Raw genomic sequence first — 14,474 nt, 5'->3', positions numbered from 1 at the left:
TCATTATCTTACTGGATCCGTTAAATCGCCGCAGATATGGCTAGTCACCATTGGTTATTCTCACTTGGCTTGTACAACCGTTTCTTAGGCGCGTTAGGTTGGCTGGTTGTTCAAAGGCTCTTAATGCCACCCATTACTTGAGTTAACGAATAATCAGGCATTAATCATTGACAGTGTTCAGAGCGGAACTTAGCTTATTCAAATCATTGAGTTGTTAAGGGAAACATATTATGGGCAAGGGGACAAAACCCACTATTGGCATCGCTCTTGGAAGCGGAGCCGCCAAGGGGTGGGCTCACATCGGTGTACTTAATGGCCTTGCCGCCATGGGGGTCAAACCCGATAAAGTGGCCGGATGTTCAATCGGCGCGCTCGTCGGGGCGGCCTATGCCCATAATCATTTAACCGAGCTTGAGGAGTGGGTGCGCAGTTTTTCGAGCTGGGATGTCCTCGGGTTAATGGATATTCGTTGGCGCAAGGGCGGTTTGATCGGCGGTGAGAAAGTCTTCGATGTGCTGCAATCGCGCATCGGTGATATCAATATTGAAGACTTAGAGCGACCTTTTGCGGCGATTGCCACGGACTTGTATTCGGGACAAGAAATCTGGTTTCGCCATGGCGATTTACGCCAAGCTGTGCGCGCCTCTTGCTCAATGCCGGGGATATTAGCCCCCGTGCGTCAAGGAGATCGTTGGTTAGTCGATGGTGCTGTAGTAAACCCTGTGCCCGTGTCGGTGAGCCGCGCCATGGGCGTCGATATTGTGATTGCCGTGGATTTGCATGGGTTTCATTCTGGGCGGCTGCAGGTATTGCCCGTCAATATGACCAGCCATAAGGCGCCGAAGGAAGAAACCGAAATGCCCGCGCGCCAAGAAACCGGCTTTATGGATTTATTTGCTAGAGGGAGGGAGTATGTCGGCAGCCTAACCGACAAGTTTTCCCTCGGCACTAAATCTAACCCCGGCATGATTGCGGTAATGTCTCAGTCGATGGGGATTTTAGAGCAGCGCCATAAGCGGGCACGTTTGATGGGAGATCCGCCCGATGTCCTCGTAGTGCCTGAAGTGGCCAATATTGGCACCATGGAATTTCACCGTGCCGACGAGGCTATTGCGGCGGGGGAGGCGGCTGTCGCTAAAGTGGCGCACTTGATTGAAGCCGCGATTTGGAAAGGCTAAGTTGTGAGGATATTTAGGGCGTGTTGACGTTTCGAGATTAAATTTTGTTCGTTCTGGCAAGCTCGTGTCCGCGAAACGAATAATACTTTAGGCAAGTGACTGTTTGATTGGCTTATTTTTTGCTTTATCCCCATCACACAGTGTTAGATGCCGAATTATTGACGATGAATCCTCTTTTAAATGCCTTAAATCTGAACCGTAGCAGTGTTGCCGATGCCTATGGCCTGAACAGCAAGAAGACGGACACGAGTAAGACAGACACAAGTAAGACTGACGCCAGAACGGATGCCAACTCATCCACCAAGGATACGCCTAAAACTGAAGCGAAACCGAGTGATGAGATTGCCTTGTCACCCCGTGCGCTTAGGGCACAAAAAATCCAAGCCATGTCGAAGGACTTTTTTGCCGATGGCCAGTTTAGTGTGTCAGATATTCCGGCCCTAGTGTCTCGGCTGCAAAAGGACGGCATTTTGTCCGATGCACAGGTTGAACGACTGTCACAAAACGGCATTAATTTGCCGAGCCAAAAGCCGAGCAAGCAATCTCTGCAGGACTTTATCGACGACGAGTTAAAGTCCTTAGCGGAAAAGTCACCCAACAGTCCGATGATCAACACCTTAGTCGATGCTAAGAATGTATTGTCGAATATGGATGATGCGCAATCCCCTGTGCTGGCACAAAAAGCCATCAAGGTATTTGGCCAGTTAACCGATTATCTAAATAGCAATCCAACAATGAGCGATAACCAAAAGCAGTTATGGCAGGGGCTTAAATCGACCATGCAAGTGGCTTCCTCTATGGGGATGCAGCAATCGGCATCGGGGCAACTGAGTAGTTATCTTGCTTTAGCCAAGCGTTAACCCTGTCTGAGTGCAAACCTAAGCTAAGGGCAAACGCCGAGCTACGGACTTCTTTTATTCCAAGGACTTTGGCTTTCGGGTCAAGGTCCTTTGTCGTGATTAGCGTGCATTTTTAGCGTCCGCTATCCTGCTTTATGGCCAAGGTCAAGGCTTAATACTGAGATCATTGGGCTTGGCTACAGTTCTTCTTTGTTCTTTTTATCCATCCGATAAATCATGATCTGGATCATGGAATTTTAGGTGTTAATGCCGCTTAATTGCCTAGATATTGTGTTTATTGATTATCTGAACACTATATGTAGTGTTAATTTTAATCGGAATGGAGAGGAACTGAACAATGCCAGTCGTGATCAAGCGGGATGGTTGCCGCACACCTTTTGATGAAACAAGGATAAGAGATGCAGTGATAGCGGCTGCAAACTCGGTTGGGATAGAGGATGCTGACTATGCCGCGGCGGTTGCCGCCTGTGTGAGGGAGCGAGTGGCGAATCTGGCAGAAGTCGAGATCCACCATTTACAGGATGCGGTTGAAAATCTCTTGATGGAAGGCCCTTACAAATCCTTGGCCCGGGTCTATATCGAGTACCGCCATGACAGAGATATTTGCCGCGATGCCACCAGTAAACTCAATCTCGAAATCCGTGGTTTAGTCGAGCAGAGCAATGCCGCGCTGTTAAATGAAAACGCTAATAAAGACTCTAAAGTGATCCCAACCCAGCGGGATTTACTCGCGGGTATCGTCGCGAAACATTACGCCAAGAGCCATATTCTGCCTAAGGATGTGGTGGCCGCCCATGAACTTGGTGAAATCCATTACCACGATCTCGATTATTCGCCGTTTTTCCCGATGTTTAACTGCATGTTGATTGATTTGGCGGGCATGTTGACCCACGGTTTTAAGATGGGCAACGCCGAAATTGAGACCCCAAAATCCATCTCCACCGCTACGGCGGTAACGGCGCAGATTATTGCCCAAGTGGCGAGCCATATTTATGGCGGCACCACGATTAACCGTATCGATGAAGTGCTCGCGCCTTTTGTGGCGAAGAGCTATGACAAACACTATCAAGTGGCGCTCAACTGGCAGATTAAAGATGCCAAGGCCTATGCGACGGCACTTACCGAAAAAGAATGTCATGATGCTTTCCAATCCCTTGAATATGAAGTGAATACCTTACATACCGCCAATGGACAAACGCCCTTTGTGACCTTTGGTTTTGGTCTTGGTACTTCGTGGGAATCGCGTTTAATTCAGCAATCCATGCTGAAAGTACGAATGACGGGCCTAGGTAAAAATCGTAAGACTGCTGTGTTCCCTAAACTGGTGTTTGCGATTCGTGATGGCATTAACCACAAGGCCGGTGATTGCAACTACGATGTCAAACAAATGGCCCTAAAATGCGCCAGCATGCGCATGTATCCGGATATTTTGAACTACGAGCAAGTGGAAAAGGTCACGGGATCATTTAAAACCCCAATGGGCTGTCGCAGCTTTTTAGGCTCCTATAAAGAAAATGGCGAACTGGTCCATGAAGGGCGCAATAACCTTGGGGTGGTGAGCTTAAACTTGCCCCGTGTAGCCCTAGAGGCCAATGGCGATGAAGCTGAATTCTATCGCATTTTAGATGAGCGTTTACAACTTGCCCGCCGCGCATTAGATACCCGCATCGAACGCTTAAATGGCGTTAAAGCCAGAGTTGCGCCGATTCTGTATATGGAAGGCGCCTGCGGTGTGCGCCTGCGCGCCGATGATGATATCGCCCAAATCTTTAAAAATGGTCGGGCATCGATTTCATTAGGCTATATAGGTTTGCATGAAACCATCAATGCGCTCTATGGCACTGAAACCCATGTGTTTGATGATGCCAAGCTGCGTGAAAAAGCGGTGGCGATTGTCGCGCACCTTAAAGCGGCTACCGATGCATGGAAGGCCGAAACCGGTTATGGGTTTAGCCTTTATAGCACCCCGAGTGAGAGCCTCTGCAGCCGTTTCTGCAAGCTCGATGCGCGCCAATTCGGCGTGGTTGCGGGCGTAACCGATAAAGGCTATTACACCAATAGCTTCCACTTGGATGTGGAAAAGCGGGTGAATCCTTACGATAAAATTGATTTCGAGCAACCATACCCTGCGATCGCCAATGGCGGATTTATTTGCTACGGCGAATACCCGAATATGCAGCACAACATCGAAGCGCTCGAAAATGTGTGGGATTACAGCTATAGCCGCGTGCCTTACTACGGTACCAACACGCCGATTGATGAATGCTACGACTGCGGTTTTACCGGCGAGTTTAGCTGTACTAGCAAAGGCTTTACTTGCCCTAAATGCGGTAACCATGAGCCAAGCCGGGTGTCCGTTACCCGCCGAGTGTGTGGTTACTTAGGTAGTCCAGATGCCAGACCATTCAACCATGGCAAGCAAGAAGAAGTGAAACGCAGGATCAAACACTTGTAACACTTTTGCCTTGTTTGTTTTGTTACACTGGCACAGTCGCACTGGTGGCGACTGTGCTTTGATGTTTAGCCCGTAATCATATTGGGCTTTAGCGCGGACGCAGTAATGAACTATCACCAATATTATCCCGTTGACGTGGTGAACGGTCCAGGCACCCGGGTAACCCTATTTGTGTCAGGTTGTGAGCACCAATGCCGAGGTTGCTATAATCAAAGTACTTGGGATGTGCGCTCAGGCCATTTGTTTGATAAGGCGATGGAAGATACGCTTATCGCCGATCTACAGGATGAGCGCATTGTGCGCCGCGGCTTGTCACTCTCTGGCGGCGATCCACTCTTGCCCGCCAACCTTGAGGGTGTCCTCGCGTTAGTGAAGCGGGTGAAAACCGAATGTCCGGGTAAAGATATTTGGCTGTGGACGGGTTATACCTGGGATGCGCTAACGGATAAGCAGCGTGCGGTACTGGAATATGTGGACGTGCTAGTGGATGGTAAATTCGAGCAGAGCCTTGCCGATCCGAGTTTGCCATATCGTGGCAGCAGCAATCAGGTGATCCGTTTCTTATAAAAGCGGTAACGAGGATCGCTAACTTGCTGTTATAATCCCACACCTTGACACAGTGACCCGGACATTCAGGCCCTAAATGGTGCACATATCGACTGGGATTCACTTAAGTAATTTAAGGTAAAATGATGAATTTAAAGCAAGAACTGCAGCAGCTTAACGATAAGTTAGATAAGTTTCGTCGTAAACTGGCGGCAGCAGAGCAACGTGGCGATGCCGTTATTGTGGCGCAATTTAAACGCGATATAGCAGCGGTCACTAAGCAAATCAATAGTGTAAAAACGCAGCAGTCGCGTCTTTTACAAAAGCAAGGCACAGATATTCAACACTTGCCATTCCACCGCGCCCTCACCAAAGCTGAGCAAGCCGACATGGGTCAACTGAAAAAGTCAGTCAAAGGCCTAGTGGTTGTGCATCCTATGACAGCATTAGGACGCGAAATGGGCTTAACCGAAGTAACAGGTTTTGCGCCAGCAAAGTTTTAAGTTTTATTGGCAAGTTATTCATTGAGTTGCAAAATAAGGTGCATGCCTATTTTGCAGCGCCTTGAATGGTTGTTCGACAGATTGAGCTATACCCGTGATAGCGCCGCAGGCTTAGATTTATAGTTGATTAAATTACTAAAGTATTTCGTGATCACGGAAAACGCTTTAGAATAGGCGCTCAGTAGGCGAAGAGCCCAATCATCGTTTTGTTTATGGATGTTCCTTCCGTCTCATGGAATGAGAGTAGTCGTTAAGGTTAAGTCATGTCGATAAAATATGTCGCGACGTCAAAATTACCCACTCCCTGGGGCGTTTTTGCCATGCACGGTTTTGAAGATACCGAAACCGGTAAAGAGCATGTTGCCCTCACATTTGGCACCCTAAGTAGCGATGCCCCCGTATTAGGCCGTATTCACTCTGAGTGTCTTACGGGCGATGCCTTGTTTAGCTTACGCTGTGACTGTGGCTTCCAGCTGCAAACTGCGATGCAAAACATTGCCGAAACCGGCAGTGGATTTATCTTATATTTGCGCCAAGAAGGCCGCGGTATTGGTCTGCTGAATAAGATCCGTGCCTATGAATTGCAGGATAAAGGCGCCAATACGGTTGAGGCGAATGAGCAATTAGGTTTCCCGGCGGATATGCGTAAATACGATATGATCCAACCTATGCTTGAACAAATTGGCGTGAAGCATGTACGCTTAATGACCAATAACCCTCGCAAAGTCAAAGCGATGAAAGAAATCGGCATCGAAGTGGTTGAACGTGTTCCCCTGCAAGTCGGTAAAAACCGCTACAATGAAGCTTACTTAAAGACTAAATCCACCGAACTTGGGCATATGATGTCTGAGTATCATTTTACGGATGAAGAGTAATCTTTAACCAAAGCGATAACCGATTAGGCTTAGCAAATCAGGATCTGTTTGCATAAATTGAAGACCATTTTTAGCCGGTTACTCGTTAAATGCTTTTCCTGTTCGGCGCTATCAATGGGGTGCGTCTTCCCACTGTTGGCGTCGACCGCTCCCATTGCAAGCTATGCACCACCGCAGGCTGCGCAGCTATCTCAGTCGTTTGCTCAAACGAGCCCTGAGTCACCGATTGATGGTCAAAATAATCCTAACTCTGTTTATGCCTTTGGCAGTTATCTTGGTACAGGGGTATATCGTGCCGCCGATCAAAATGCCACAGTGGTGAGTATTCCCTTAAGCTTTGATTTCTTAAAGGATGAGAGCAGCCAAACCTGGCTGCGTTTACCCTTATCCTTCGGTTTTTTTGACTACTTAGCCAAAGATATTACCGATGGTGAATTGCCTTCCTCGGTCGGCACTATGACGATGACGCCAGGCATAGAGCATCATTGGCAGGCAACGGTAAACACGCGGATGGAAGCCTATCTGGATGTGGGCTTTGGGACAAATTTCGATACCGATGCCAACGTGGCAATTTTAGCCTCTGGCGTGAGTAGCTTGTATGATTTCAGCCTTGCGGGCGAAGACAGCGTTTGGGTGTCGAGACTCAGGTTTGCAGGTTACAGTGAGCGGGTAGGGAAATTAACCGACCAATTTGCAGTGTTGCAAACAGGGGTGGATATTGGTCTTTCGCCGCGCTGGCAATGGTTGAATATTCAGATGCAGCCAAGAGTCTTTGCGGTCGGTTATTGGTATTTCAACGAGCTGGATTTTAGCCAAGATGCTGAAAATGAAACCATAGTCTCCGGCAGCTATGAGATTGGTGCCACGCTAGCATTTTCTAGGCCCTTGGGCGGTGAGCTCCTCGGCATAGATAGAATCGGGATCAGTTATCGCACCGGCGATGGATTAAATATCTGGCGACTATTATTTAGTTTTCCGATTTAATCTGTTTCAACCCATGCACATGAAGTGTTGATATACAAACACTAACGCAGATTGGCGCTAAGTCTTAGCCTGCAGATTTTTGTGCATCCCGCATTTTCTTATCCATTAACACGGCAATTTGATTACCGAGTTGCATAATTTGCTCCTGCAATAGCTTACGTTGCTGAGCTGCGGCTTCAGAATCATCTCCTTCGAGTTTCGTGAGCATTTCCTGCAAGGCTTTGATTTGTTCCTTTATGCGTTTAATTTGCTCATCAATAATCGATGTCGGCTCTTCGGTATCAGTCGTTTCCGTCTGCTGCAGTTTTTCTGCTGCTTGTCCCCTTAAAGCTGAACCTACTTCAGTGGCGAGGGCTTGTCTTCCCGCATTGGAGATATTGACCGTTTCTTGAGGTGACGAGTCTATGGTCTCTGTTGAGCCGTTGGATGAAGGCGTGGTGGTGATATAGGCACTGGACACTGACTTAAAGGCGCCGCTGCTTGCCGTAGTATTTAATCCATTAATGTTCACGATAGATTCCTTTAATACTTCAATGTGGTCGCTCAGCTATGTTCAATAGAGTAACAAATGTGAGCCCCGAGTGTGCCTTATCGAGTTATCGGCAGATGGATAAAAAACTCAAGCAGATTTTCCTCCTTATTTTGCAAAGGGCGCGATATGTGGGATTAAGAACAGGGCAAACAGACAGTGAGTTATCGCTTAAGCGGGCGCATAGTCGGATTGACCTGCTAAATCAGAGGATTTGGTAATACGGTATATCTAAGGTAACGTAGGCCAATTAATTGTACGACAATAATTTTACCCTACTAGGATGCGAGTCAATGGATCATAAAAAACGCGCCGCACTATTCAATACCGCCACTTTTAAGGCGGTTTCTCTCTTATCCCTCAGTGTCTTGAGTGGCATTTCAGCTCCGGCGATGGCCAAGAATATCTTAGATAAACTGACGGTTGCCGAAGGTTTTAACGTAAGTTTATTCGCTGATGACGTTGAAAATGCGCGCGAGATTGCCGTATCCGATAAAGGCATTGTCTATGCGGGCTCGATGAAGGCTGGGAATGTTTATGCCCTAATCGACCGTAACCAAGACGGCGTTGCCGATGAGAAAATTCTGGTAGCCTCAGGACTTAAGCTACCTTCGGGCGTGGTCATCAAAGATGGCGATTTATATGTCTCTGAGGTCGAGCGCATCATTCGATTCAAGGATATAGACAACAACTTAAACTCACCCAAATTTGAGGTGGTCTTCGATGGATTTCCAAGTGAAACCCACCATGGCTGGAAAGTGTTAGGGGTTTCACCGACAGGTGAGTTAATCATTCCAGTGGGCGTACCCTGTAATGTGTGCGCGGAGAATGACCGTTATGGGCGCATTTTCTCGCTGAATCTTGAGACCAAAAAATTAACCACTATTGCCCAAGGCGTTCGTAATTCCGTCGGATTTGATTTTCAGCCTGGCACTCAAACTCTTTGGTTTAGCGATAATGGCCGCGACATGATGGGCGATGATATTCCTCCCTGCGAAATCAATAAGGTCAGTTACTTGGGTGAACATTTTGGCTTCCCTTATGTACATGCAGGTACGATTCCTGACCCTGAGTTTGGCAATGGTAAAGATCCTGCCAAATACACTGCTCCGGCGCTTTCCTTAGGCGCGCATGTGGCGCCGCTGGGTATTCATTTTTATCTTGGTAAACTGTTCCCTAGCGATTATCAACAGCAGTTGTTTGTGGCCGAGCATGGTTCGTGGAATCGCACTAAGAAAGCGGGTTATAAAGTGGCCGTGGCGACAATAGAACAAGGTAAGGTAGTCAAATACACTCCATTTTTAACTGGCTTTATGCAGGATGAACAAACCTTTGGTCGCCCTGTGGCCTTTGCTGAATTGGCCGATGGTAGTTTACTGGTGTCGGATGATTATGCCGGGGCAATTTACCGTGTGACTTATCCGCAGACAAAGTAGCCTAAAGGTAAAGTCTAAACGCTAAACCAGCTGATAAACCCCTTAAAAAATAATGCGCGGGATAATCGAGTGAATTATCCCGCGCATTTTTGTCTGTTCTTTTTTGTCTGTTCTTATTAGTACGCTTTGAATGTGCTCGCGAAATTAGTCGCGCTTGCCCCAGATATGGCTATTGATCTGGCCATCCGTTGTCGATGCCGCAGCATTCGCCTTAGCAGGTTTCTGCGCTGGTTTGGTAGGCTTTTTGGCCGCTGTTTTCGCCGGTGCGTTGGATGATTTTGCGGCTGGCAGCGGCAGTTTATTAGTTTTTAAATACAAATATTCCACCTTTTCACGCGCCCAGTCGGTTTTTCGTAAAAAGCGCAGGCTCGATTTGATGCTCGGATCTTCGGTAAAACAACGGATTTTGATACGAGCGCCGAGTTCTTCCCAGCCATAGTGTTCCACCAGTTGGGTGACTATGGCTTCGAGTGTGATGCCGTGTAATGGGTTATTTGTTTGAGTCATCTTGAATAAACAGCCGTGAACAATGGCAGGATTATACCAGTAATATGCGCCTAGGCTTAAGTTGATGGATAAAAAAACGGGCACTATTGAGTGCCCGTTCAATTTGAGTCGCGATATTTCTAGTGATTTTGCTAGAAATTAGGCTTCATCGGGTAATTCGCTGTCGCTATCGACTTCGCCTTTACCTTTGGTTTTCACAATCAGTAAGCCTGTGATCACTAAGGTTGAAATGGTACCTGCAATGGTCGACAGGGTCATAGGTAAGCCCGCGCCTAAGGTTGCCGAGTTGAGCAGGAAGGTAATAACCACAGTAGTCATAAACATCGCTGGAATAGTGGTGATCCAGTGCAGTTTATTGTGACGCAGTAGGTAAGCAGAGGCTGTCCAGAGCATCAATACTGCGGTTGCTTGGTTAGCCACACCGAAATAGCGCCAGATCACGCCGAAGTCGACTTGAGTCAGTAAACCACCAATCACGAATAATGGGATAGCTAGGGCTAAACGTTTTGGTAACGCAACCTGTGGCATTTTAAAGAACTCAGCCAAGATCAAACGGGCAGAGCGGAAAGCGGTGTCGCCTGAAGTAATTGGCAGAATAATTACCCCAAGGATTGCCATAAAGCCACCGACAGCACCTAATAGACCAGTAGAGGCTTCGTATACTACGTTTGCAGGGTTGCCCGCCATGCTAGTGCTTAAACCTTCAACACCGTGGAAGTAAGACAGTGCAATCGCACACCAGAGTAGGGCGATGATACCTTCACCGATCATGGCGCCAAAGAACACGAAACGGCCGTTCTTTTCGTTTTCAACACAACGTGCCATCAGCGGCGATTGTGTAGCGTGGAAGCCTGAAATCGCACCACAAGCAATGGTGATAAACAGTGCAGGCCACAGTGGCATGTCTTTAGGGTTTAAGTTTTGGAAGAAGTCACCCGCTTGCACATTGGGCAGCAGTGTATGTTCGCTCGATAATATGATCGCAAAGGCTAAACCAAAGGACATGAAGAACAGCAGTGCGCCAAAGAAGGGATACAGGCGGCCGATAATTTTATCGACAGGTACCACAGTAGCAATCAGGTAGTAAACGAAGATAATCGCAACGAAAATGCTGACATCCCAACCAGTCAACTTGCCTAATAGGCCCGCTGGTGCAGAGATAAACACCACGCCCACAAGTAACAGCAGTATGATGGCAAACACGTTCATAAAGTGTTTGGCGCTCTTACCTAAGTATTTACCCGCAAGGTTTGGCACAGATTGGCCACCGTTACGGACCGACAGCATACCCGAAAAGTAATCGTGCACTGCACCGGCAAAAATACAACCGATCACAATCCACAGCATGGCCGCTGGCCCGTAAAGCGCACCTAGGATTGGGCCGAAGATTGGACCCACACCCGCGATATTCAATAGTTGGATTAAGTACACTTTACCTTTCGACATAGGCACATAGTCTACGCCGTCAGTTTGGCTAAAAGCCGGTGTTTGACGTTTTTCGTTGATACCAAATACCTTTTCAACAAAGGTACCGTAGATAAAGTAACCGCCGATCAATAGACCGACACAGAGTAGGAACCACATCATTTTAGTTATCTCCCCATTTTGAGTTGTGCAGAGTGTAAACAAGTTGTTTACACAAAACAGGGCTAACTGGGTGAGAGGTCGATAATGCTGACTGAGCGGTAATAGAATGGGGCGAGCGGTTGCATACGTATGTCATTCATAAGTATTAAACACCCCGAGCGGTTAGGAGATGAGCATAAGCGGTTAATTATCGGACTATTGGAAGCCAAACAATTGCTTAAGGCTTTTGAGATAGCGGCGGGATACGGGCACTTTGTCGCCAAGTAGGGTGGTGACTTCGGCGCCAGTATCGAGCAGTTCTATCTCGGCAATGGCTTTGGGCGAAATCAGATATTGGCGATGACAACGCACCAGCGGCGTTTTTTCCTCTAACACCTTCAGGGTGAGCTGGGTGTGGACCTTGCCTTTGGTACAGGCGACATGAATACCGCTTAAATCGCTAAACACATATTCAACATCTTGAATGGGGATGACTTTTAACTTACTGCCGCTGTAACAGGGCAAATGCTCCAGCGTGGATGGCGCGATCATATTCACGGCTTGTGGCGTCAGATCCTTACGCACTCGTTTCAAGGTTTGGCTCAGGCGCTCGGCATCTATGGGTTTGAGTAGATAATCAAAGGCATGATTATCAAAGGCTTTGATTGCAAACTCATCGAACGCGGTCACGAACACGATTTTCGGCAAAGTGTCGGGGTCGAGCATGGCAATGAGCTCCATGCCGGAAATCCGCGGCATTTGGATGTCGAGAAAAATCAATTGAGGTTTTTCTTTGGCAATGGTTTGCAGCGCTTCAATCGCATTGGAGCATTGGCCAATAATTTCAATATCGGCTTCCTGACCGAGCAGATCGGCCAGTTCCTCGCGGGCAAACAATTCATCGTCGACAATTAAACAAGTGATCACGTGCTGGTTTCCGTCAGTTCTATGGGTAAGCGGATGGTGACTTTGGTGTACTCATCCGGCTCGCATTCCACCTGAATGCCGTACTGCTCGCCAAACAGGTTTTGGATCCGTTTATGGACTAAGTTCATGCCTAGCCCTTCAGAACCAATAATCGGTTGGTAAAGCCCCGCATTATCAGTGACTTCTAAGACCAATACCTGTTCATCCATCCGGCCTGTCACCTTGATTTGCCCTTGTTCAATCATATGGGAGGTGCCGTGTTTGACGGCATTTTCAATAATCGGCTGCAGGGTAAATGCAGGCACTTTGCAGTGATAGAGTGACTCAGGGATAGCGATATTGACCTGTAATTTATCAATAAATCTCGCTTTCTCAATGGTAAGATAGGAGGCGATGTGATCGAGCTCATCCCCGAGCGTTACTAAACCAGTGGTACGCTTTAAATTAATCCGCAAAAACTGCGATAACTGCTGTAGCAGTTGCTTGGACATATCGGGATCGCGCTTAATAATCGCACTGATGGTATTGAGTGCATTGAATAAAAAATGGGGATTTACTTGGGCTTGCAGCAATTTGAGCTCGGCTTGGGTCAGGAGATTTTGCTGCTGTTCAAAGCGTCCATAGAGGATCTGGTTCGACAATAGCCGCGCTATCCCTTCGCCTAAGGTGCGGTTTATGTTCAAGAACAGTTTATTTTTGGGCTCATATAACTTGATGGTGCCAATGACTTCGGTGTCGCTGCGAAGTGGGATCACCAGGCTCGAACCGAGTTTACACTGACTTGAAATCGAGCAGGAATAGGGCATCTCCACTCCATCGGCGAACATCACCTTATTTTGGTTAATGGCCTCAAGGGTTATTTTTGAGGAAATCGGTGTGCCGGGAATATGATGGTCGGCGCCTATGCCGATAAAAGCCAAGAGTTTTTCGCGGTCGGTAATGGCCACAGCACCGACGTTGGTCTCTTGGATCACAATTTGCGCGACCTTACCGCTGCTCTCTTCGTTAAAGCCCTTGGAGAGTAAGCCCACGCTACGCTCGGCGATCTTGAGCGCCTTGGTCGAGAAGCTGGAGGAAAGCTTATCGAACATGGTTTTTTGGTCACGGATCATGCTCATAAACAGCGCCGCACCGATGGAATTAACTAAGAGCATCGGCGGTGCAATCTGTCGAACTAATTCCCAGGCATCATCAAATGGGCGGGCGATAAGTAGAATAATGCTCATCTGCATCATTTCGGCGTAAAAGGTCACTAGGCAAACTAACAGTGGATTGTAGATAAGCTCGCTCTTGCCCGCGCGGCGCAGGTAAAAACTGATCATGCCCGCTGACAGGCCTTCGAGGGTAGTGGAAATGGCGCAGGCTAAATCGGTAAAACCACCCATACTGTAGCGGTGCAAACCTCCCGTGATACCGACTAAAAATCCCGTGACAGGACCGCCGAGTAAGCCACCTAATACGGCGCCCATCGCGCGAGTATTGGCAATGGCGCCCGAGGTTTGCTCGCCAAAATAAGTCGCCATGATGCAAAAGCTTGAAAAGATGAGGTAAATAAAAATTTTGTGCGGTAGGCGGGGCGAGGTTTCGGCGAACAGTTTAAAGAGTGGCGTTTTACTGACCAAATACACTATCACTAAGTAGAGTGACATCTGTTGAGTCAGGAGCAAGATCAAGGACATAGTGGCTCACTTTATCGTGATTGCAGTCGGCACAGGCATTGAAATCGGCAGTATGTGCGCAAGATCAGGGTTAAAATTCAACAGTTCGGATATAAAGCTTAATCTTTTTTACATCTTTTGGAGAGAATATGTCCGATTCTGTTCACGGTCATGACGTTATGGCGCTGATGGTAGCGCAAGAAAATCCGCTTTTAAAGCCTGAGTTTATCGCCTTAATGGCACAAACCTTTGGTGACAATGCGCGTTATCATACCTGCAGCGCCGATAATCTAAAGGCAGAAGAGCTAATCAGTTTATTGATCCGCAAGGGGAAAATGCTGGAGTCTGCGCAAGGGCTCACACTGGTCGCAGGTCGGCAGTGTAATCATTCACACCACTAAGATGATTGAAAGTACTCTTGTTAATCTAAGCCCTGCTAATCGAAGCCTA

General features: G+C 47.7%; 14 protein-coding genes. 9 read left to right on the top strand and 5 right to left on the bottom strand.

Translation table 11 applies throughout. The annotated features are described in order from the left end of the window. Positions 1–230: 230 nt before the first annotated feature. The 7 genes from rssA (at position 231) to N7386_RS13650 (ending at position 7,401) form a co-directional block, all read left to right on the top strand. Positions 231–1,178, top strand: coding sequence for a patatin-like phospholipase RssA (gene rssA, locus N7386_RS13680; protein ID WP_279769067.1), 948 nt, complete (start codon positions 231–233; stop codon positions 1,176–1,178). A gap of 164 nt (positions 1,179–1,342) precedes the next feature. Beyond that, positions 1,343–2,038 (top strand): hypothetical protein, encoded by a 696-nt coding sequence (locus tag N7386_RS13675; RefSeq protein ID WP_249555773.1) that lies wholly within the window; start codon positions 1,343–1,345, stop codon positions 2,036–2,038. A 337-nt stretch (positions 2,039–2,375) separates the two neighbouring features. Then, positions 2,376–4,493 (top strand): anaerobic ribonucleoside-triphosphate reductase, encoded by a 2,118-nt coding sequence (gene nrdD, locus N7386_RS13670; protein WP_279769064.1) that lies wholly within the window; start codon positions 2,376–2,378, stop codon positions 4,491–4,493. A gap of 105 nt (positions 4,494–4,598) precedes the next feature. Continuing rightward, positions 4,599–5,060, top strand: coding sequence for an anaerobic ribonucleoside-triphosphate reductase-activating protein (nrdG, locus tag N7386_RS13665; RefSeq protein WP_279769062.1), 462 nt, complete (start codon positions 4,599–4,601; stop codon positions 5,058–5,060). A gap of 125 nt (positions 5,061–5,185) precedes the next feature. Next, positions 5,186–5,542 (top strand): YibL family ribosome-associated protein, encoded by a 357-nt coding sequence (locus tag N7386_RS13660; RefSeq protein WP_011623193.1) that lies wholly within the window; start codon positions 5,186–5,188, stop codon positions 5,540–5,542. Between the two features lie 263 nt (positions 5,543–5,805). Further along, entirely contained in the window at positions 5,806–6,417 is a 612-nt protein-coding gene (ribA, locus tag N7386_RS13655; protein WP_023267813.1) for a GTP cyclohydrolase II, read from the top strand. A gap of 114 nt (positions 6,418–6,531) precedes the next feature. Further along, the gene (locus tag N7386_RS13650; RefSeq protein ID WP_279769056.1) at positions 6,532–7,401 is read left to right on the top strand and encodes a hypothetical protein; all 870 of its coding nucleotides are present in this window, start codon (positions 6,532–6,534) and stop codon (positions 7,399–7,401) included. 64 nt (positions 7,402–7,465) lie between these two features. On the opposite strand, the gene N7386_RS13645 is transcribed toward N7386_RS13650, so the two are convergent. After that, positions 7,466–7,912, bottom strand: coding sequence for a FlxA-like family protein (locus N7386_RS13645; RefSeq protein ID WP_279769054.1), 447 nt, complete (start codon positions 7,910–7,912; stop codon positions 7,466–7,468). Between the two features lie 410 nt (positions 7,913–8,322). On the opposite strand from N7386_RS13645, the gene N7386_RS13640 reads away from it, so the two are divergent. Beyond that, positions 8,323–9,366, top strand: coding sequence for a PQQ-dependent sugar dehydrogenase (locus N7386_RS13640; RefSeq protein WP_279771029.1), 1,044 nt, complete (start codon positions 8,323–8,325; stop codon positions 9,364–9,366). A 144-nt stretch (positions 9,367–9,510) separates the two neighbouring features. Here N7386_RS13640 and N7386_RS13635 read toward each other — a convergent pair whose 3' ends face one another. The 4 genes from N7386_RS13635 to N7386_RS13620 all read right to left on the bottom strand — a co-directional run bounded on the left by N7386_RS13635 (position 9,511) and on the right by N7386_RS13620 (position 14,045). Continuing rightward, positions 9,511–9,873: a VF530 family protein gene (locus tag N7386_RS13635; RefSeq protein WP_279769052.1), complete on the bottom strand. Its 363-nt coding sequence runs from the start codon at positions 9,871–9,873 to the stop codon at positions 9,511–9,513. Positions 9,874–10,011: 138 nt separating this feature from the next. Beyond that, the gene (locus N7386_RS13630) at positions 10,012–11,460 is read right to left on the bottom strand and encodes a carbon starvation protein A (RefSeq protein ID WP_279769049.1); all 1,449 of its coding nucleotides are present in this window, start codon (positions 11,458–11,460) and stop codon (positions 10,012–10,014) included. A gap of 195 nt (positions 11,461–11,655) precedes the next feature. Next, a complete protein-coding gene (gene btsR / locus N7386_RS13625) occupies positions 11,656–12,366 on the bottom strand; it encodes a two-component system response regulator BtsR (protein WP_279769047.1) in 711 nt (236 codons plus the stop codon). Next, positions 12,363–14,045, bottom strand: coding sequence for a sensor histidine kinase (locus tag N7386_RS13620; protein WP_279769045.1), 1,683 nt, complete (start codon positions 14,043–14,045; stop codon positions 12,363–12,365). The genes btsR and N7386_RS13620 overlap by 4 nt, the downstream gene beginning before the upstream one ends. A gap of 128 nt (positions 14,046–14,173) precedes the next feature. Here N7386_RS13620 and N7386_RS13615 point away from each other — a divergent pair, with 128 nt between their 5' ends. Next, on the top strand, positions 14,174–14,425 hold the full coding sequence (locus N7386_RS13615) for a YecH family metal-binding protein (RefSeq protein WP_126511555.1): 252 nt from the start codon (positions 14,174–14,176) through the stop codon (positions 14,423–14,425). The last annotated feature ends 49 nt before the right edge of the window (positions 14,426–14,474 follow it).

Origin of the sequence: Shewanella sp. GD04112, assembly GCF_029835735.1 — a bacterium.
In the GTDB taxonomy this organism is placed as follows: domain Bacteria; phylum Pseudomonadota; class Gammaproteobacteria; order Enterobacterales; family Shewanellaceae; genus Shewanella.
The sequence above is the reverse complement of the archived record's forward strand: the minus strand, read 5'-3'. Positions and strand labels throughout refer to the sequence as shown.